Source organism: Candidatus Pantoea bituminis (assembly GCF_018842675.1).
GTDB lineage: Bacteria > Pseudomonadota > Gammaproteobacteria > Enterobacterales > Enterobacteriaceae > Pantoea > Pantoea phytostimulans.
This window is the reverse complement of record NZ_JAGTWO010000004.1, coordinates 1,395,116-1,414,553: the sequence shown is the minus strand read 5'-3', so window position 1 is coordinate 1,414,553 and position 19,438 is coordinate 1,395,116. Positions and strand designations below refer to the sequence as shown.

Here is a 19,438-nt window from a genome sequence, read left to right as displayed (position 1 = left end):
TGAGTGACGAGGGAACCGCGCGAAGCGTGGCGCGGAGTCTGCCGGACGCCGGGATTGTTAAGGGGCTGGCGTAAGCCCCTTAACACGTCCGCCTGCCCGGAGCAGATGAAACTCCCCAGCGCCTGGCGGGCGGAATTTTCTCAGTGCAAATCCGCTGCAAGCAAAATCCGCACTCCGTGCACTGACCTTGGCCCGCTGCAAGCGTGACATACCCACACTGGGCATTCACCACCAGCGGCTGGTCGGTCCGCAAACCGACAAATCAGCTCACTAGCATCAGCTCGCGCTCTTCTGTCAGCGGCTTATTCAATAACGACAATAGAATATTTTTTACTGCTTGCGCCGAAGGAGACAGCGGCAAACGTGCGGAGACGTTTAGCGACAGCGGCAGATTCAGCGATGGGCTGTTGATGCGCGCCATCCAGGCATTGGTTGAACCCACTAGCGAACGCGCGGCGGATTCGGGTAACACGGTAACGCCCATGCCGCTGGCCACGGCGGCAGTCAGTGTGGAAATAGATTCAATCTCACCGATAATGCGCGCGCTCAGACGACGCAGTGAGAACGCTTCGTCAACGCGTTTGCGCACTGCACTGTAATCACGTGGCAAAAACAGGCTCATCTGCGCGACATCCGCCAGATCCACGGTGCTGCCAGGACAATCAGTCGCACCCACCAGATAAAGCTCTTCTTTCATTAATGGGATGCTGTTAATACCGGCCGTCGGCGCACGATCGTACAACACTGCCATATCGAGCTGACCGTTCATCACTTTTTCATTGAGTGAACTGCCGCTGTTTTCGTGCAGATACACCAGCACATCTGGAAATTGTTCGCGAACCGTTTGCAGCAATGGCATGGTCAGCGTAGAGGCCGCTGTGCCGGGCGCAAGGCCAATCGAGACTTGGCCATTCAACGCTTGTCCGGCGTTGATCACGGCTGTTTGTGCCTGCTCACACTGACGCAGAATAGTGCGTGCGTGAGCATAGAGAATTTTACCGGCTTCGGTTGGCGTTACGCCGCGCTTAGTACGGATCAGCAATTGTTGATCCAGTTCATTCTCCAGCGTAGCGACCTGCTGGCTGAGCGCAGGCTGTGCAATATGCAGCACTTCTGCTGCCTGAGTCAGACTGCCGATATCGACGATTTTAACAAAGTACTTCAGTCGTCTTAAATTCATCATGCCTCCGTCACCTTCCCCGAATAGTTAGCTGGTCGAGCCAGCCACTTTGTAGTGAAGGAAATTGCAATATGCAGGCCAGGTTGCAACATAAGGTGTCTTAGAAAAGCCAGAGTTATCCTAACGGCCCGGAAAATAAGCGTTTCTAATTACCTCTTACGGGTTAATAAGCACAAAGCATGAGTGATGGCATCAAATAACTTAGGGGCGCGCACTGATATGGTGCAGAAGTTGCGAGTCAGATGTGCAAAAAAGTGATGGCTGGTCGTACACTTTTAGTGCAGTTCGATCCAAGAGGGCGCATCAAAGAGGCGTAGAGACTGCCTTAACAGATATCCAGAAGTTAATATGATGTAAACGTTATCAGTGGTTAATCTTATGATCGCGAGGTTAGGCGTCGTTTGTCCCCCACCTCAGTCCTCCCCCATACATGGGGGAGGAAGACGCTGCAATATGCCCGCTCTGTACCTGCATGTGGCAGCGTCTCCTTCCCCGCGTTGCGGGGAAGGCCGGGATGGGGGACATCGCGCAGAGGAGGTCGTTTGTCCCCCACCTCAATCCTCCCCCATAAATGGGGGAGGAAGACGCTGCAATATGCCCGCTCTGTACCAGCATGTGGCAGCGTCTCCTTCCCCGCGTCGCGGGGGAAGGCCGGGATGGGGGACAGCGCGCAGAGGAAGTCGTTTGTCCCCGCCTCAATCCTCCCCCATAAATGGGGGAGGAAGACGCTGCAATATGCCCGCTCATTAACCGCATGTGGCAGCTATTTACCCGCATGCGGCAGCGTATCAGCGTTTTTTACGGTTACGATGCATATCTATGGAGACAGCCGCGACGATGATGATGCCTTTGATGATGTCCTGAATATAAGCATCCACGCCAATGAAGGTGAATCCGCTTTTTATCAACCCGAGGATCACCGCGCCAATCAGCGTACCGGTAATGCGGCCGACGCCGCCCATTAAGCTGCTGCCGCCGATGACCGCTGCCGCAATCGCATCCAGTTCGTAGGCCATGCCCATGCTTGACTGTCCGCTGCTGACGCGAGCCGCCAGCACCACGCCTGCCAGGCCAGAAAGTGCGCCCGCGATGGTATAAACGATGATCAAATATTTGTTCACGTTGATACCGGAGACTTTCGCCGAGGTCATGTTACCGCCGATGGCATAAACATATTTTCCGTAGCGCGTATGCTTAAGTGCGATATGGAACAGGAAAGCCACCACCAAAAAGATAATCACCGGCATTGCGCCCTGACCGATTGAAGTAAAGCTGTCGGAGAGGAAACTGATCGGATTACCCTGCGTGTAATACTGCGCCAAGCCGCGCGCGGAAACCATCATGCCCAGCGTGGCAATGAACGGTGGGATGCCGGTGCGGGTAATCAATACGCCGTTGACCAGGCCGCACAGTAATCCGACCCCAATCCCGGCACCAATCGGTATTGCCGCAGGCATATTCACCAGCGACGGGAACATCGGTGAAAGACTATCAGACGTTTGCGCAAGACTCGCTGCCACCACGGCTGTCAGGGCAATGACCGAGCCGGAGGACAAGTCGATGCCGGTGGTAATAATAACTTGTGTCACGCCAACCGCGATAATGCCGATGATCGCAACCTGCAGCAGAATCAAAATCAAACGGTTAGTGTTCATCAGGAACGATTGGTCGCGTACGTACCAACCGGCCATTTCAAAAATTAATGCGATACCGACCATGACGATAAAGATGCCGGTATCTCTGGGCAGCTTGTGCCGCAGATTGGTGAAAAAGAGGGTTGCTGCTGGGATGCCGGATTGGCAGTCACTTTCATATTGCTCATAGTTTTCTCACGCCTCACTCAGATGCCAACGACAGAATGGTTTCCTGGTCGGCGTCTTCTTTATCGAGGATGCCGGTTATACGTCCGCCGTGCATAACCATCACGCGGTCGCTCATGCCGAGGATTTCCGGCAGTTCAGACGACACCATGATGATTGCCACGCCACGATTCGCCAGTTCACTGATCAAGCGATAGATTTCAGCTTTCGCCCCGACGTCAATACCGCGCGTCGGTTCGTCCAGAATCAAAATCTTGGGTTGAGCCAGCAGCCAGCGCGCAATCAACACTTTCTGCTGATTACCGCCGCTGAGGTTATTGATGATCTGATCCATGGTTGGCGTTTTGATGTTAAGACGACGAATCTGCTCCATGCAGTCCTGCGCCATCTTCACGTGACTGACAAAGCCGCTTTTGCCGCTGTATTCCGGGATGTTGACGATGCTCATGTTCTCCATCACCGACAACACCAGAAACAGCCCGGACTTTTTACGATCCTCTGTCAGAAACGCCATGCCTTTCTCAATCGCTGTCGAGGGTGAATCGATATTCACCGGCACGCCATCAATCAGCACTTCGCCGCTGTCAAAACTCTCCATACCAAACAGACTTTCCATCACCTCGCTGCGCCCTGCGCCAACCAGTCCCGCAACACCGAGGATTTCCCTTTACGCAGCGTAAAATTGATGTCGGTGAAGCGATCTTTGCAGGTGAGATTACGCACCGTCAGCACATCTTCGCCGATGGCATTGTTGAATTTCGGGAAGAGCTGGGTCAGTTCACGCCCTACCATTTGGGTGATCAGCGACTGACGTGTAAACGCCGAGGTTTGGTTGCTGCCAATCCAGCTGCCATCACGGAAAATACTGACTTCGTCAGTAATCGCGAATATCTCATCCATCTTATGGCTGATATAGATGATGGCTTTGCCCTGCTCACGCAGGTCGCGAATAATGGTAAACAGATGGGCAACTTCGGTTTCCGTCAGCGCGGAGGTGGGTTCGTCCATGATCACGACGTCTGAATTCCATGACACCGCTTTGGCAATTTCGACCATTTGCTGCGACGCAATACTGAGATCGCCTACCATCCGATCGGCTTTCAACCGAATATTCAGTCTGTTTAACAGCTCTTGAGTTATCTGGTTAAGCTTGCCGTGATCGACGAAGCCAAGCCTCATCGGCTCACGTCCCAGCCAGATGTTCTCAGCGACTGTCATGTACGGCACCAGATTCAACTCTTGGTGAATCATCGAAATGCCGGAACGCAACGCGTCCATCGTGTCCTGAAACTGCACCGGCTCCCCTTTAATGCGGATGGTACCCATATCGGGACGGTACATCCCGATAAGGCACTTCATTAAAGTGGATTTGCCCGCGCCATTTTCGCCCATCAAGGCATGCACCGTTCCCGAACGCACGCGCAGCGAGACGTTGTCGAGTGCTTTGACTCCCGGGAAAAATTTGCTGATACCTTCGGCTTCAAGCGCAAAAGCGGTCATACATCACCTCCGTACGGCTAAGTCGGGAACGACTATTTCTGGTTCATGCTGGTGTATTTGGTGTAGTTCTCTTTGGTGATCAGCTGGAACGGGATATCGACCACTTTCTGCACTTTCTCGCCATTAACCAGTTTTATCGCCGTTTGCACCGCGCCTTCACCCTGACCTTTGGCATCCTGGAATACGCTGGCGACCATTTTGCCGTTCTTGATCATCTGCAACGCATCTGGCGTACCATCTACGCCCGCCACTAAAATGTGATTGTCGTTTTTGCCCAGCGCCTGTAGCGCACCGATCGCCATTTCATCGTTATTGGCGGCAATGGCCTGAATGTCATCACCTGCTGTCATCCAGTTGCTGACAACGTCAACCGCATCATTGCGGGTAAACTTCGCCGTCTGTTTTTGGATGATTTTGATGCCGGGATATTTCGCCACTACCGCTTCAACCCCTTTGGTACGTTCACGGGTTGACTCATTGGCTAAATCGCCCAATAAAATGGCAATATTGCCTTTCCCGTTCATGGATTTAGCCAATGCTTCCATCTGCAAACGCCCGGCCAGCTCAGAATCGGAACCAACATAGGCCATCTTGTCTGTGAGATCAGCCTGAGGACGACGGTTAACAAACACCAGCGCCACGCCTGCTTTTTTGGCCTGATCCAGAATCGGTTTTACCGCATTGGTATCCACCGGGTTCACGATGATGGCGTCGACGCCTTGACCGATAAAGTTCTGCACCTGCTGAAGTTGCTGCGCCACATCGCCTTTGGCATCTTCGATCTGACCTTTTACGCCATCTTTCTGCATCTCTTTCTGAATTGAGGTGCGCACAATGGTCAGAAAGTTGTCATCGAACAGCGCCATAGAGACGCCAACTTGAATATCTTTTGCCATTGCGGCGGCGGGCAACATGCAGGCTAACAGTGAAGCAACGATCGTTTTTTTAATGTTCATAGGAACCCTTCTTTATTGTTAACTTGCTCAGTGAGTTGACACCGCGAATGAAAAATATCTTTTACATTCATTCAACACTGCTGGCGTTTTTTATCAGTTTGTTAAGGTAAGACTTTCGGTTTAACGCTTTTTTGTGACCGATAACTCCTTTTCACAATCTCTTGATCTCAAAACATTTAATTTCAAAATCGCGTTTCACTTTTTTCACTTAATTTCCTCCGTGACCGTAAGCAGTTCGTTTGTTCCATATATTGGCGTTTTGAAATTTTTATCATAAAAGCACTGAAATGATTGTTTTAACATCGTCAAATAACAAAACTTTGACACGCCTCTAACATCTACAGAGAAATGCGCTTAAAGTGAGATCTCGTTGGCAGATTGAAAAGCAGGCGAATGCCATAAAAATGCGGCAATCCGCTGCTTTTACGAGCACTTGAACGCAATAAGACAAAGAGGGCTTTGACAACCCGCAGCAGCGTCGTTAATATTCGCCCCGTTCAAACGATTCCTCTGTAGTTCAGTCGGTAGAACGGCGGACTGTTAATCCGTATGTCACTGGTTCGAGTCCAGTCAGAGGAGCCAAATTTGAAAAGCCCGCTCAGGGAAACCTGAGCGGGCTTTTTGCTTTCCATCGCACGGTGTTTTCGCGGTTTCGACGCGAGCAAACGGGCATCGGGTTCCCGGCAGAATTACCGCAGTCGCCTCTGCTGCCAAAAGCATCAAGCCGCGGCTGTGTTAAAGTATCCCTTTCATTACTCCTGTTACTGAGCCCCATGTCGGATATTACAAAACGAAAAAATGACCCGGAAGGGCTAAAAAACGCATTGTCGCAGGTGCATTAAAAACCTTTGCTGAGTTCGGTATGCAGGGTGCGCGCATGGAGCAGATCGCTGAGAACGCGCAAACCACCAAACGCATGGTGGTGTATCACTTTGGCACTAAAGAGCAGCTTTATATTGAGGTGCTTGAGCAGGTTTATCAGGCAATTCGCCAGCATGAAACGGGCCTGAATCTGGCCGTCATGTCACCCGAAATCGCGATGACTAAACTGGTCGAAGCCAGCTTTGATTACCATGTTTCGCATCCCGATTTTATGCGTTTAGTCTGTACCGAAAACCTGCTGCGTGGCCGCTACATCAGCCAATCCGCACGCATTAAAGAACTTAATCGCAGTGCGCTGGATCTGCTGGATGACATCCTGACGCGCGGTCAGCAGCAAGGCCTGTTCATTAAAGAGGTGCAAACCATCGATGTGCATCGCCTGATCAGCAGTATTTGCGTCCACCACGTATCAAATCGCTATACCTTTAATGCGTTGTTCAGCCCGGACAACAACGAAGAGGAGAGCATCCAACGAAATCGTCACCTCGCGGTGACCGCAACGTTGCGATACATCCGCAAGCACGATTAGCAAAGCCAGCCCGCGTGGGTAATGGTCTACGCTTGATAGACGAACCCGCAAATACCTTAAAACAGGAATGCAGTTGTGAGCAGAGACGCCCGCCTTTATCCGCTTCGCCAAACTCATGTTGAACCACAAGATGACGCACTGTGGAACTGGGCACAAAACGCTCAGGTTGGCAGCCGTCAGCAGGTAAAACGTCCGGCAAACGAAGCGGAACTTCAGCAATTACTTCGCCAGTCACAATGCCAGGTACGCGTGGTTGGCAGCAAACTTTCGCCTGGCCGAATGCTACATGTGGGCGAGAACGATTTACTGCTGGATCTCAGTGCCCTTTCCGGCCTGATCGCCAGCGATGAAAACAGTGTTACTTTTGGCGCGTCTACGCCGCTGCAACAGGTTTATCGCACACTGACGGAAATGGATCGGATGCTGGGATCGTCACCTGGCGTCATTGCAGTGCAGACGCTGGCGGGTGCGATGGCTACCGGCACGCACGGTCAGGGATTACAGCAAAGTTCATTGGCGGATGAAGCGCTGCGCATTCGCATGGTGCTCGCCGATGGCTCGCTGCGTGAATTTGACCGTGGCGATGATGATTTTGCCGCCGCACAGGTCACGCTGGGTGCACTGGGCATTATCACCGCCGTGACGTTGCGCACTGAGCCGTTCCGCATTTTTACCTGCCATAAATTTGCCGTTAGCGCCGATAACCTTGAACAAGATTTACCGCGTTGGAACGACGAATATCCGCTGAGCAAAGCCTGGTGGTTTGTCGATGACAACTTGATGCATGTCTGGAATGCTCACGAAGCCAGTGACGCTGAATGTCAGCGCTATGAGCAGAACCATCGTCAGGTTGTAGAGCACGCGAATACCGGTGACGACAGCCTGAATGACACCATCGACCAAACCCTGGCACACATGCATCGCGATACGCAGATTCACGGTAAAGGCGGTAAGCAGTTCCGCACCGTGACCCGTTTCCGTGACTTTACCGATGTGACGGGCGACATCTATCAGTTATTTTGCCGTGGCATTGCGGTGCCGCAAATCAATGTGGAAATTGGCGTCCCGCTGGAAAACACGCCCGCGATCATCAGCAAGATCAAAAGCTGGTATGCAGAAAATCGTCCGCACATGCATTATCCCATTATTTTGCGCTGTACCGGCGCGTCATCCGCCTGGCTAAGCCCTTCTTACCAGCGCCCTACCTGCTATTTTGGCTTTGTGGTTTATTACGCCGATGATGGTTCACTTTCGCAGGATGGGCTGCATTTTTTGACAGAAATAGAAAAACTGCTGGTCGAAGAAGGCGGCCGTCCGCATTGGGGTAAATACTACGATGACCAGCGCTACACGTGGCGAGAAATCTACCCTAAATGGGATGAGTTCCGTGCCTTGCGCCGTCAGCTCGATCCACAGCTTCGCTTCAGTAACGACTACATCAATACACTTTTTGATTGAATTAAACGGGGAAAATCATGTTTGCTTGGGTAACGTTGTTGACTCAACCCGATTATTTAGTCGGCGTGAAAGCGCTGCACCGCTCGCTGAAACAGAGCGAAACACGCTGGCCGCTGGTGGTGATGACCACCGATGCGATCCCCTTGGCCGATCGCGAAGATTTGCAGGCCCAGGGCTGCGTTATTCACCATGTTGACCCGCTCTATCCGCGTGATGACCTGGATCAGCACTACGCATCCGCCCAGTTTGGTGAAGTCTGGACCAAACTGCGTGCCTGGCAGCTCACCGAGTGTGAGCGCGTGGTGTTTTTAGACGCCGACATGCTGGTACTGCAAAACATGGATGAGCTGTTTACGCTGGATCTCGGTGATAATCAGCTGGCGGCGTGTCACGCTTGCCGCTGTAATCCCAATAAAATTGCCTCTTACCCCGCCAGCTGGCAGCCGGAAGCGTGTCATTATACCTGGCAGGATCGCGGTGAGCCGGCACCCGCCGAGCTCGACAATTATCTCAACGGCGGTTTTCTGGTACTTAAGCCTGATAACGCGGTGTTTGAAGCGCTGGAGCAGCGCATCGCCGCTATCGATGATTTGAGTGCTTACGCCTTCTCTGAGCAAGATTTGTTGAATGAGGTGTTTGAAGGACGTTGGCTGGTGCTGCCTTATATCTACAACGCACTGAAAACACTGCCGTTTCAGCACAGCCAAATGTGGCAAGGTGATGAAGTGAAGAATCTGCACTACATTCTGGCTAAGCCGTGGAACCGCGATTTGGATCAGCCGGAAATCGAGCGTGACCGGTATTACGCGCTGGATAAACTCTGGTGGGAAAAAAGCGCCGAACGTTAATGTGCAGCCTGCCTTCCCTTGTGGAGGCAGGCTATTTACTCTCTACCTAAATCTCACACCGGCATCCATTTACGTTCCATAGCAGAGACCGCAATCGCTTCCAATACTTTCTGCACCTGTAAGCCTTCAGCGAAATCAGGCCACATTTTGTCGCCCGCCGCGATACCGTTGATTAAGTCGCGGATCTCTACCGTCTTCTGATCGTTAAAACCGATGCCGTGGCCCGCCGAAATACAAAAATTGGCATAATCGGGATGCGCCGGGCCGGTTAAAATCGTCTTAAATCCCTGACGTCCCGCGGGATCATCGTGAAGATAAAGCTCAATTTCGGCCATGCGTTCCTGGGTATAACGCAGCGTTCCCTTGGTACCGGTGACTACATAAGTTAGCCCCATTTTGCTGCCGCAGGCGATGCGTGAGGTTTCAATTACGCCGTGCGCACCATTGTTAAATCGCAGCAGTGCACTGGCCTGATCTTCATTTTCAACCGCCACATGCTGGCTGAGATCTTTAGGATTAGGGCGCGATTTAATCACCGTCATCATATCGCCGCTCACTTCAGCAATATCGCCCACCAAATAGTGCGCCATGTTGACGATGTGCGCCGCCAGATCGCCCAGCGCGCCTAATCCTGCCAGCGCTTTTTGGCAATGCCAGTCGAGTGGGGTTTCTGGTTTAGCCAGATAATCTTCGTTGTGCGTACCGTAAAAATGCACCACTTCACCGATTTCGCCGCGCGCAATAATCTCTTTCGCCAGCTGGCTGGTGGGGTTTTTCATGTAGTTGAAGCCCACCAGCGTTTTCACGCCCGCCGCGTTGGCCGCCGCCACCATCTCTTCAGCATCCGCAACCGTCAGGGAGAGCGGCTTTTCTGAGTAAACATGTTTGCCGTGACGAATCGCTTCCAGCGCCATCTCTTTATGCAGGAAGTTTGGTGCGCAGATATCGACAACATCAATGTTGGGATCGCGTACCAGCTCGCGCCAGTCGCCAGTGGAGCGGCTAAAGCCAAAGGTGGCAGCCTGTTTTGCGGCTAAATCTGCGTTCACTTCTGCCAGCATTTCACGCACAATTTCGCCTTTAAGGGCAAAAACCGTGGGTGCTTGCGCGTAGGCAATAGCGTGACAACGCCCAATATAGCCACTGCCAATCATGCCGATTCTGACTTTATTCATTTTTTACTCCGCCGGTTCAATATGAGATTAAAGCGGAATGTAAATTTCATTTAGAAGCTTTTCAAAGTAGAAATGAAATAAATGTGATGATGATAAAAAACTATCGGTGAGAACCACTTAAACTGCATGCTGACAAGCATTAAGTCTCTTCTTAACACCTCACAATCACCTCATAAAATACGGCTAAAATGGAAGTGTTCCAGAAATTTCATTTCACAGGCAGGCATTTTTTAGACGATGCAGATCAGGCCGATTTTTACTGGCAAAAGGCGTGATTGGCGTATATTTCAGCAGTCAGACAATTTTGTGAAAAAGAGCTTTGACAAGAACATGGGGTGCCGTTAACATGCGCCCCGTTCAAGCGATTCCTCTGTAGTTCAGTCGGTAGAACGGCGGACTGTTAATCCGTATGTCACTGGTTCGAGTCCAGTCAGAGGAGCCAAATTCGAAAAGCCCGGTCTTTGCAAAAAGACCGGGCTTTTTATTGCTTGTTTTTCATGACGCACTTTTGATTGACGGTGCGTCAGCCGCGGCCAAGCCGCGGCAACGGGTGTTAACGCCAGCCGAGTTCCGGCGCAACGTATTTCAAAATAGCTTCAATCACGTGTGCGTTATACGCCACGCCAAGCTGGTTCGGCACGGTAAGCAACAGCGTATCGGCTTCGGCAATCGCTTCATCCTGTGCCAGCTGCTTGATCAGCGCTTCCGGCTCTGCCGCGTAGCTGCGACCAAAGATGGCGCGCGTTTTCTCGTCAAGGAAACCCACGGAATCCTGTTCCTGTCCGCTGCGACCAAAATAGGCGCGGTCCATGTCATTCACCAAAGCAAAGATGCTGCGGCTAACGGAAACACGTGGCTCATGCTGATGCCCTGCAGCTTTCCAGGCTGCACGATAGGCGCGAATCTGTTTTGCCTGCTGAATATGGAACGGTTCACCGGTTTCATCATCTTTCAGCGTCGAGCTTTGCAGGTTCATGCCCATTTTCGCCGCCCATTCTGCGGTGGCGTTGGAGCCTGAACCCCACCAGATACGATCGCGCAATCCTTCCGACAGCGGTTCAAGACGCAGCAAGCCCGGCGGATTCGCAAACATCGGTTGTGGGTTCGGTTTAGCGAACCCTTCGCCACGCAGTACTTCCAAAAACTCTTCGGTGTGACGACGTCCCATATCGGCATCCGTTTCGCCCGCTTTCGGTTCGAAACCAAAGTAGCGCCAGCCATCAATCACCTGCTCTGGCGAACCACGACTCAGGCCCAGTTGCAGGCGGCCGTTGGAAATCAGGTCAGCGGCACTGGCATCCTCCACCATATAGAGTGGATTTTCATAGCGCATATCAATGACGCCAGTCCCGATTTCAATTTTGCTGGTGCGTGCACCGACAGCCGCTAACAGCGGGAAAGGCGAGCTGAGCTGGCGAGCAAAATGGTGCACACGGAAATAAGCGCCATCAGCACCTAATTCTTCTGCCGCTACGGCTAAATCGATCGATTGTAGCAACACGTCTTGCGCTGAGCGCGTCGCCGACTGTGAAGACGGCGTCCAGTGACCAAAGGATAAAAAACCAATTTTTTCATGTGTGACTTCTCCAGGTGGGCCATTTTCGCCCTCGCGTCATAAGACAATTCTTGATGCAGAAAGGTTACGCCAGCCGGGCCGCCACTGATAGTCAATTTCTTTCAACCCCACATTCGAGAAATTCGACATAGCTAAGAAAATTAAGGTCTTTGTCTTTCTCGCGCCTTTCTTACATCGTCTGTGAATCATGCAACGTTTCTCAGGCAGAACAGGTTGAAAACATCTCCCGGCTACATCAATGCTCAGCAGCGCCAGCTGCTTCACCAACTCGCCCGCAGCTGGCTATGGCGCAGCGAACTGCCAACCTGGCTGCTGATTATCACCGTGTATGGCGGCTGGTTCGCCACGCTGATCCACTGGCAAACGCTTGGTTTACTGCCTGCAACCTTGCTGCTGATTTGGTTCACCGCTTGGTATATGTCGCTACAGCATGAGTTGATTCATGGCCATCCGACTCGCTGGCCACGCGTTAATCAGCTGTTTGGCATGCTGCCGCTGGCGGTTTGGTATCCGTTTGGTTTGTACCGCGATTCGCATCTGGCGCATCACCGTAACCACACCTTGACCGAGCCGGATGACGATCCTGAAACCTATTACTTTTCGCCGACGCGCTGGGCACAACTGCCGCGCTGGCAGCAACAGGTTATTCACCTGCGCAATACCTTTTTTGGTCGCCTGCTCATCGCCCCGCTGTTGGATGTGCTAGGCACGTTTAAGGCGGTGTGGCTGGCGCTATACACTTTCAACCTGCCCGCGCTAGTGATGTGGGTGCTGCATTGGGCGATGCTGGTAGCGCTGTTTAGCTGGATGGCGCAACAAGGATTTTCGCCGCTGTGGTTCATGGCGGCGGTGAGTTATCCGGCGCTGGCGCTGACCAAAGTGCGCTCTTTCCTTGAGCATCAAGCGGCGGAAGAACCGCTGGCGCGCTCGGTGAACAACGAAGCGGCGCTGGTCTGGCGAATTCTGTTTCTCAACCTGAACTATCATTCAGTGCATCACGATCTGCCAGGCGTGCCCTGGTATGGCCTGCGCCACCTGTATCTGCTTTACCGTGAAAGCTATCACCAGCGCAATCACGGTTTTCGCGTGGGCGGATACGCGGTGTGGTTGCGCCAGTTTTGGGCGAAACCGGTGGCTGTGAATGCTCATCCAGGACGACGTAGCGAGAAAAAGCATGACTGAACAGCTTTCATTGCCGATGTACGACATTGACCACGCCGCAACCCGGCAGTTGACGCAGGCGATTGCCGATTTGCTGGCACAGCGCGGCCTTGAAACGCAGATTATCTGGCCGGACAATCTGCTAGCACATTGGCAGGATGCGCGGCTGTTATTGAGCCAAACCTGTGGTTATCCGCTGGTTAGCAGCCTGCCCGACGTCAAGTTAGTGGGCGTATTCCACTCCATGGCAGCGGGGTGTGATGGCGCATGCTATCGCAGCTTTTTAGTGGCGCGTGCTCAAGACAAAACCAAAACGCTGGCAGATTTTCACGGGCGCCGCGCAGTCTGTAACAGCGCAGATTCTCACTCCGGCTATAACGCATTGCGCTATGTCGTGGCGCAGCAATCTATCGCCTTTAAGCAGGTTATTTTCAGCGGCGGTCATCGCCTGTCGCTGGCGGCGCTGCGTAAGGGAGCAGCCGATCTTGCTGCCATCGATTGCGTAACCTGGGCCTTGCTGCAACGCTATGCACCGGAAGAGCAGCAAGGGCTGGCGATTATCGGTGAAACGCCCTTGTCGCCCGCGCTGCCGTTGATCACCTCGGCTGCCACCTCGGACGCCACGCTGGCAGAGTTGCGCAGTGCGTTGGCAGCGTTAGTCAAAGATGAGAGGTATCGGGCGGTGTGTGCGGCTAATTTGATAAGTCACTTCAGTGAGGTCGATCGGCATTTTTATCACCCCGTGCAGGAATGGGAACAGGCCGCCGCCAGGCTTGGCGTTGCACAGCTATAACGCGGCTTCCCTGCCGCATTATGCTTATTTACGTGAGGCGATGATCGCGTCGGCAACCTGTCGTGGTGCCTGCGCGTAGTGATGGAATTCCATGCTGTAAGTTGCCCGGCCTTGCGTCAGCGAACGCACATTGGTCGAGTAGCCAAACATCTCAGACAGCGGCACTTCAGCGCGAATAATGCGCCCGCCAAAATGCTCATCCATACCCTGTACTGCCCCACGACGAGAGGAGAGATCGCCCATAATGCCGCCCGCGTACTCTTCCGGTGTTTCCACCTCAACCTTCATGATCGGTTCAAGGATCACCGGATCGGCCAGTTTTGCCCCGGCGCGGAAGCCCAAAATTGCGGCCATGCGGAACGCCATCTCAGACGAATCGACATCGTGGTAAGAACCAAACGTTAATGTCGCTTTGATATCCACAATCGGATAACCCGCCAGCACACCGCTGTTCAGCGCTTCGCGAATCCCCTTCTCAACGGAAGGAATGTATTCACGTGGCACCACACCGCCTTTGGTGGCATCGACAAAAGCAAAGCCGTTGCCCGCTGGTTGTGGTTCCAGGCTCAGCACCACGTGTCCATATTGCCCTTTACCGCCAGACTGACGCACAAATTTGCCTTCAATGTCGTGTACCGCTTTGCGCAAGGTTTCACGGTAAGTGACCTGCGGACGGCCAATATTGGCTTCAACACCAAATTCGCGTTTCAGACGGTCAACGATGATTTCCAGATGCAGTTCGCCCATGCCAGAGATAATCGCCTGGCCCGACTCTTCATCAGTATGCAGGTGGAACGAAGGATCTTCTGCCGCCAGACGTTGCAGCGCGAGGCCCATTTTCTCCTGATCGACCTTGGTTTTTGGCTCGATCGACAGCGAAATCACCGGTTCCGGGAATTCCATCTGCTCAAGCGTAATGATCGCGTTGGGATCGCACAGCGTTTCGCCCGTGGTCGCCTCTTTCAATCCCACACACGCCGCAATATCACCAGCGCGAATCTCATCGATTTCGTGTCGGGCATTCGCATGCATCTGGACAATGCGACCGATGCGCTCCTTCTTGCCTTTTACCGCGTTATACACGCTGTCGCCTTTGCGCAGCACGCCCGAATAGACGCGCACAAAAGTCAGCTGCCCCACAAAAGGATCGCTCATTAATTTAAACGCCAGCGCTGAGAACGGTTCGTCATCGTCAGTGTGACGCTCAACGATCTTGCCATGTTCATCTACACCTTGTACCGACGGAATATCGGCGGGCGACGGCATCAGCTCAATTACCGCATCCAGCATGCGCTGAACACCTTTGTTTTTGAACGCGCTGCCGCACAGCATCGGCTGAATCTCGCCAAGCAACGTGCGCTGACGAAGCCCTTCAATGACCTCCGTTTCACTGAGATCGCCCTTTTCCAGCCAGATTTCGGTCAGCGTTTCGTTGGCTTCCGCCGCAGCCGACACCATTTTCTCGCGCCAGACTTGCGCCTGTTCGCGCAACGATTCCGGGACGTCACCGTAGCTAAACGTCATGCCTTGCGTGGCATCATCCCAGTAAATCGCCTGCATTTTATTCAGGTCAACCACGCCGACAAAATGCTCTTCGCTGCCAATCGGAATCACAATCGGCACTGGATGCGCCTTAAGGCGATCCTGCATCATCTGCACAACGCGGAAAAAGTCTGCGCCCTGGCGATCCATTTTGTTAACGAAGGCCAAACGCGGTACGCGGTATTTATTGGCCTGACGCCAAACGGTTTCTGATTGCGGCTGTACGCCGCCTACCGCGTCGTAAACCATTACCGCGCCATCCAAAACGCGCATCGACCGTTCAACTTCGATGGTGAAATCAACGTGTCCAGGCGTGTCGATAATGTTGATGCGGTGCGGCTCAAAGCTGCCGTTCATGCCAGGCCAGAAACAACTCACCGCAGCGGATGTTATGGTGATGCCGCGCTCTTGCTCCTGCGCCATCCAGTCGGTTGTTGCAGCGCCATCGTGCACTTCCCCAGCTTATGGCTCATTCCGGTATAAAACAAAATGCGCTCGGTGGTGGTGGTTTTACCGGCATCGATGTGCGCGGAGATGCCGATGTTGCGGTAACGTGCGAGTGGAAGGGGTCGGGGCATGATGCGTCCTTAGTCATTTTGACCATTAATGCGATGAGCACCATTTGCTCACCTGCGTCAGCAAGCTTAGACCAATGGTACGTATATATACGAACAGTTTGAGCTATAATTCATCAAATTTAGATCACTACACAGGAATTTATGATTGCGAATCACCCGGAAGCGGAGCAAATCCGCCTCGAGAATGTTTTGTTTGCATTAGGAAATCCGCTGCGACTGGAGATTGTGCAGACGCTGGCACGACAAGGTGAACAGCCTTGTGGCGCGTTGCGCGGCGAGGTAGCAAAATCGACCATGACGCATCATTGGCGCGTGCTGCGCGACAGCGGCGTGATCTGGCAACGGCCAATGGGCCGGGAAAATCTGATTTCGTTACGACAGGACGATCTTGACCAGCGCTTTCCCGGCTTGCTCCAAACCTTGTTGACCGCCATCGCACATAATTAAGCATTTGATGGCTGGCAACCCTATGCATCAGGTTTTAAGGTAAAGGTTTTCAAGCAAGGGAAAATAGCATGCGCATTCTGATTGTTGGGGCCGGCGCAACCGGCGGGTATTTTGGCGCACGACTGGCGCAAGCGGGACAAGACGTGACGTTTCTGGTGCGTGAGCGCCGCTTGACTCAGCTGCGGGAGACCGGGCTGATTTTACAGACGCCGCAAGGCACTGAAACACTGCAACCGCAACTGGTGCAGGCCAGCTCTCTGGACGGATATTACGATCTAATCGTGATCACGGTGAAGAGTTTTGCTCTTGAGCAGGCGTTGGAGGATATCGCGCCAGCCGTTGGGCCTGACACGTTGATCATGCCGATTCTCAACGGAATGCGCCACATTGATACGCTGTGCGAGCACTTTGGCGCAGACAAGGTGATTGGCGGTTTATGCAAAATCAACGCGACGCTAGGCAAAAATGGCGAAGTGGTACAGATGACGCCGCTTCACCAAATTTACTACGGCGCACTGGATGGCAACAATGATGCACGGTTGCAGCGAATTGATGACGCCCTGCGAGAGAGCGTGGTGGAGACCTTTTTCACCGACAACATCATCAGCGAGCTGTGGGAAAAATGGCTGCTGTTGAGTACGCTTGGTGCGGTGTGCGCGCTGGCACGCGGCAACACGCAACAGGTTTTGCAATCTCAGGGCGGCGAAGCGCTGCTGCAGAGCATTTTTAGTGAGATTCTTGCGGTGATCAGCGCGGAAGGTTATCAACCGCGTCCGGCTATCACAGCGAAGATTTTTGAAGTATTGAGTAATCCTGCCACGCCAATGACCTCTTCAATGTACCGCGATTTGACACAAGGTTTTGACATCGAAGCGGATCAAATCATTGGCGACCTGCTGTTACGCGCCAAACGCAACGGCATTAATGCGCCGTTGCTGAATGCGGTAAACGTCAATTTGCAGGTCTATTTACAGACTAAGCATCACGCAAATTAACCGGTAAATTGTTAGCCTTTAACGGCTGATGCGTCCCTGAATATTAGGCAGATGCATCAGCCTTTGCCACGCGGCATCCACCTCATCTGGCATTTCAACCTCGCCGAAAAAGCCTTTGCCTCGCGGCCCATAACCTTGTTCGTCATTGCGTAAACGCTGCACTTCGCCCATCAGCAGCGAAAGAAAACGCTCCAGCGACCACAATCCCTGCGGTGGTGCGCCAATAATGCGCGTCATGCCCGCGTCAAGAATCAGCTGTGGCGTAAATACCGGCCAGTTGATGAACTGCGGCGCATCTGCACGATCGCGCCATTGCCAGCGGAATGTCGCATCCGTACGACGCTGCAACAGCGGATCCTGAATCAACACCACATGCTGCGGCTGAATATTTTTTCATCCAGCAAACGCTGGCTGAATGCCGCGTTCTCGCCGCAGTTGCGCGAGGCATCTTCTAACAGCAACTGTTGATCCGTTAGTGCCGCGAAGGTGCGGGCAATGGCTGCCAGCATCTGCGCTTCGCCCATGTCCTGGGTATCAATTTGACGGTAAAACGGATGCGTTGCCATCGCTTCGGCTAATACCGGCGTGGCATGCCCTTTTCCTCCGCTGATCAAGAGAGGCAGATCAAATTTTTCGCCAGCGCCACCGCACCTTCGATATTGGGTAACACCGAATGGCCGGCAAGAATAGCCAGATCAGCGCTGATTTCCCCTGATGCGGCATGTCATCAAGCGCCAGCCAGGCAGCAATCACGTTGATATCCTGAATTTCGTTGTCGCTGAGTTGCATATTTTTTCTCCTGTGCAGCGCGCAGTGTACCGCTCTCCCGGCATGCTGGCTGGAAAATTTGCTACACTCGCCGCTCTATCTTCAGGAGAGTTCAATGACTTCCCGCTCCGTAACCCTTGATGACGTGGCCCAACTGGCTGGCGTCTCCTATCAAACCGTTTCTCGCGTGCTTAATCGCTCTGAACAAGTTTCACCGCGCACGCGTGAAAAAGTCGAAGCGGCGATGCAGCAGCTTAATTATGTGCCGAACCGCGTGGCGCAACAGCTGGCGGGAAAAGCCACCCGCACGCTGGGGCTTGCCACCAGCGACTTAGCGTTAATGGCACCGGCACAGATTGCGTCTGCGATCCAGCAGCGTGCCGCAGCCGCCGGGTATCATTTGGTGATTGCCATGGACAGCGGCAATCAGGCGGAAGCCACGATAAATGAACTGCTGGCGCAGCGCGTTGATGGCTTGCTGATCAACCTGCCGCTTAGCGCGCCACAGGCAGAGCAGATTCAAACGTTGTGCGGCGCAAAGCCGACGCTGTTTTTAGATGTTGAGCCGCAGGCGGCAGTGGCACAGTGTCAGTATCCCAATGCTGCAGGTGCGCAAGCGGCAGTTGAATATTTAGTATCACTGGGACACCAGAAAATAGGTTTGCTGAACGGGCCGGAACAGTCGGTGTCGGCACGCCAGCGTGAAGCAGCGTGGATCGCCTCGCTGGCGACGCATCAGCTAACGCCACACTGCATACTGCGCGGTGACTGGAGCGCGCAATCGGGTTATCGGGCGTTGCTGACTCAACTTCCCCACGATTTACCGCAAGCCTTGCTGGTGGCAAACGATCAAATGGCGCTGGGTGCGATGCGCGCGCTGCATCAGCATGGCGTCGCTGTGCCTGGTGAAATATCCGTCATGGGCTACGACGATACAGTGGAAAGCGCGTGGTATCAGCCACCGCTGAGCACGGTACGTCAGGATTTACAGCGGCTGGGTGAAGTCAGCGTGGATCGATTGTTAGCGCAGTTGCGCGGAGAAGCACTGCCGATGGCAGAACTGAAAACCGCGTTGGTATTGCGGGAATCCACGGCTGCGCCAGGTAACGGCAAGCAGGATTTACCGGAAATGGCGCAGCAGTTGCAGCAGATTGCGCGACGTCTGGCTGAGCACAAGGCATAAAAAAGTGCCCGCTTGGGCACTTTTCAAGTCTGTAGGTGTTACATCGG

At 53.2% G+C, this 19,438-nt stretch carries 14 protein-coding genes, 2 tRNA genes and 4 pseudogenes; 10 read left to right on the top strand and 10 right to left on the bottom strand.

Annotated features, from left to right (window positions below; translation table 11 throughout):
• Positions 1–262: 262 nt before the first annotated feature.
• From nac to KQP84_RS10370, 4 genes and pseudogenes are all read right to left on the bottom strand, one after another.
• Positions 263–1,180, bottom strand: a complete 918-nt coding sequence (nac, locus tag KQP84_RS10385) for a nitrogen assimilation transcriptional regulator NAC (RefSeq protein ID WP_215848252.1) — start codon at positions 1,178–1,180, stop codon at positions 263–265.
• A gap of 788 nt (positions 1,181–1,968) precedes the next feature.
• Positions 1,969–2,993, bottom strand: a pseudogene (locus KQP84_RS10380) (ABC transporter permease).
• 23 nt (positions 2,994–3,016) lie between these two features.
• Positions 3,017–4,500, bottom strand: a pseudogene (locus tag KQP84_RS10375) (sugar ABC transporter ATP-binding protein).
• A gap of 32 nt (positions 4,501–4,532) precedes the next feature.
• Positions 4,533–5,456: a sugar ABC transporter substrate-binding protein gene (locus KQP84_RS10370; protein WP_215846445.1), complete on the bottom strand. Its 924-nt coding sequence runs from the start codon at positions 5,454–5,456 to the stop codon at positions 4,533–4,535.
• Positions 5,457–5,962: 506 nt separating this feature from the next.
• Between KQP84_RS10370 and KQP84_RS10365 the strand changes: the two genes are divergently transcribed.
• The 4 genes and pseudogenes from KQP84_RS10365 (at position 5,963) to KQP84_RS10350 (ending at position 9,173) form a co-directional block, all read left to right on the top strand.
• Positions 5,963–6,038 (top strand) — tRNA-Asn (locus KQP84_RS10365).
• A 191-nt stretch (positions 6,039–6,229) separates the two neighbouring features.
• Positions 6,230–6,867, top strand: a pseudogene (locus KQP84_RS10360) (TetR/AcrR family transcriptional regulator).
• A gap of 75 nt (positions 6,868–6,942) precedes the next feature.
• A complete protein-coding gene (locus tag KQP84_RS10355) occupies positions 6,943–8,325 on the top strand; it encodes a D-arabinono-1,4-lactone oxidase (RefSeq protein ID WP_215846443.1) in 1,383 nt (460 codons plus the stop codon).
• A gap of 17 nt (positions 8,326–8,342) precedes the next feature.
• Positions 8,343–9,173, top strand: coding sequence for a glycosyltransferase family 8 protein (locus tag KQP84_RS10350; protein ID WP_215846441.1), 831 nt, complete (start codon positions 8,343–8,345; stop codon positions 9,171–9,173).
• 53 nt (positions 9,174–9,226) lie between these two features.
• On the opposite strand, the gene KQP84_RS10345 is transcribed toward KQP84_RS10350, so the two are convergent.
• Positions 9,227–10,348: a Gfo/Idh/MocA family protein gene (locus tag KQP84_RS10345; RefSeq protein ID WP_215846440.1), complete on the bottom strand. Its 1,122-nt coding sequence runs from the start codon at positions 10,346–10,348 to the stop codon at positions 9,227–9,229.
• Between the two features lie 366 nt (positions 10,349–10,714).
• Here KQP84_RS10345 and KQP84_RS10340 point away from each other — a divergent pair.
• A tRNA-Asn gene (locus tag KQP84_RS10340) sits at positions 10,715–10,790 on the top strand.
• 111 nt (positions 10,791–10,901) lie between these two features.
• On the opposite strand, the gene KQP84_RS10335 is transcribed toward KQP84_RS10340, so the two are convergent.
• Positions 10,902–11,915 (bottom strand): LLM class flavin-dependent oxidoreductase, encoded by a 1,014-nt coding sequence (locus KQP84_RS10335; protein ID WP_215848250.1) that lies wholly within the window; start codon positions 11,913–11,915, stop codon positions 10,902–10,904.
• A gap of 222 nt (positions 11,916–12,137) precedes the next feature.
• Here KQP84_RS10335 and KQP84_RS10330 point away from each other — a divergent pair, with 222 nt between their 5' ends.
• Both KQP84_RS10330 and KQP84_RS10325 read left to right on the top strand, forming a co-directional pair.
• Complete coding sequence (locus KQP84_RS10330) at positions 12,138–13,106, top strand: fatty acid desaturase (RefSeq protein ID WP_215846438.1); 969 nt, start codon at positions 12,138–12,140, stop codon at positions 13,104–13,106.
• Positions 13,099–13,878, top strand: a complete 780-nt coding sequence (locus KQP84_RS10325) for a phosphate/phosphite/phosphonate ABC transporter substrate-binding protein (protein WP_215846436.1) — start codon at positions 13,099–13,101, stop codon at positions 13,876–13,878. Before KQP84_RS10330 ends, KQP84_RS10325 begins: the two co-directional genes overlap by 8 nt.
• Before the next feature lie 24 nt (positions 13,879–13,902).
• On the opposite strand, the pseudogene fusA reads toward KQP84_RS10325, so the two are convergent.
• A pseudogene (gene fusA / locus KQP84_RS10320) lies at positions 13,903–15,998 on the bottom strand (elongation factor G).
• A gap of 141 nt (positions 15,999–16,139) precedes the next feature.
• On the opposite strand from fusA, the gene KQP84_RS10315 reads away from it, so the two are divergent.
• Complete coding sequence (locus KQP84_RS10315; protein WP_215846435.1) at positions 16,140–16,445, top strand: ArsR/SmtB family transcription factor; 306 nt, start codon at positions 16,140–16,142, stop codon at positions 16,443–16,445.
• A gap of 68 nt (positions 16,446–16,513) precedes the next feature.
• On the top strand, positions 16,514–17,440 hold the full coding sequence (locus KQP84_RS10310) for a ketopantoate reductase family protein (RefSeq protein ID WP_215846433.1): 927 nt from the start codon (positions 16,514–16,516) through the stop codon (positions 17,438–17,440).
• Positions 17,441–17,458: 18 nt separating this feature from the next.
• On the opposite strand, the gene KQP84_RS25340 is transcribed toward KQP84_RS10310, so the two are convergent.
• The 3 genes from KQP84_RS25340 to KQP84_RS25330 are packed head-to-tail and all read right to left on the bottom strand — an operon-like array spanning position 17,459 to position 18,229.
• On the bottom strand, positions 17,459–17,812 hold the full coding sequence (locus tag KQP84_RS25340; RefSeq protein WP_252515257.1) for a hypothetical protein: 354 nt from the start codon (positions 17,810–17,812) through the stop codon (positions 17,459–17,461).
• Entirely contained in the window at positions 17,803–18,054 is a 252-nt protein-coding gene (locus KQP84_RS25335) for an ElyC/SanA/YdcF family protein (RefSeq protein WP_252515256.1), read from the bottom strand. Before KQP84_RS25335 ends, KQP84_RS25340 begins: the two co-directional genes overlap by 10 nt.
• A gap of 10 nt (positions 18,055–18,064) precedes the next feature.
• Positions 18,065–18,229 (bottom strand): hypothetical protein, encoded by a 165-nt coding sequence (locus KQP84_RS25330; protein ID WP_252515255.1) that lies wholly within the window; start codon positions 18,227–18,229, stop codon positions 18,065–18,067.
• Positions 18,230–18,323: 94 nt separating this feature from the next.
• On the opposite strand from KQP84_RS25330, the gene KQP84_RS10300 reads away from it, so the two are divergent.
• Positions 18,324–19,391, top strand: coding sequence for a LacI family DNA-binding transcriptional regulator (locus KQP84_RS10300; RefSeq protein ID WP_215846432.1), 1,068 nt, complete (start codon positions 18,324–18,326; stop codon positions 19,389–19,391).
• Positions 19,392–19,438 lie beyond the last annotated feature (47 nt).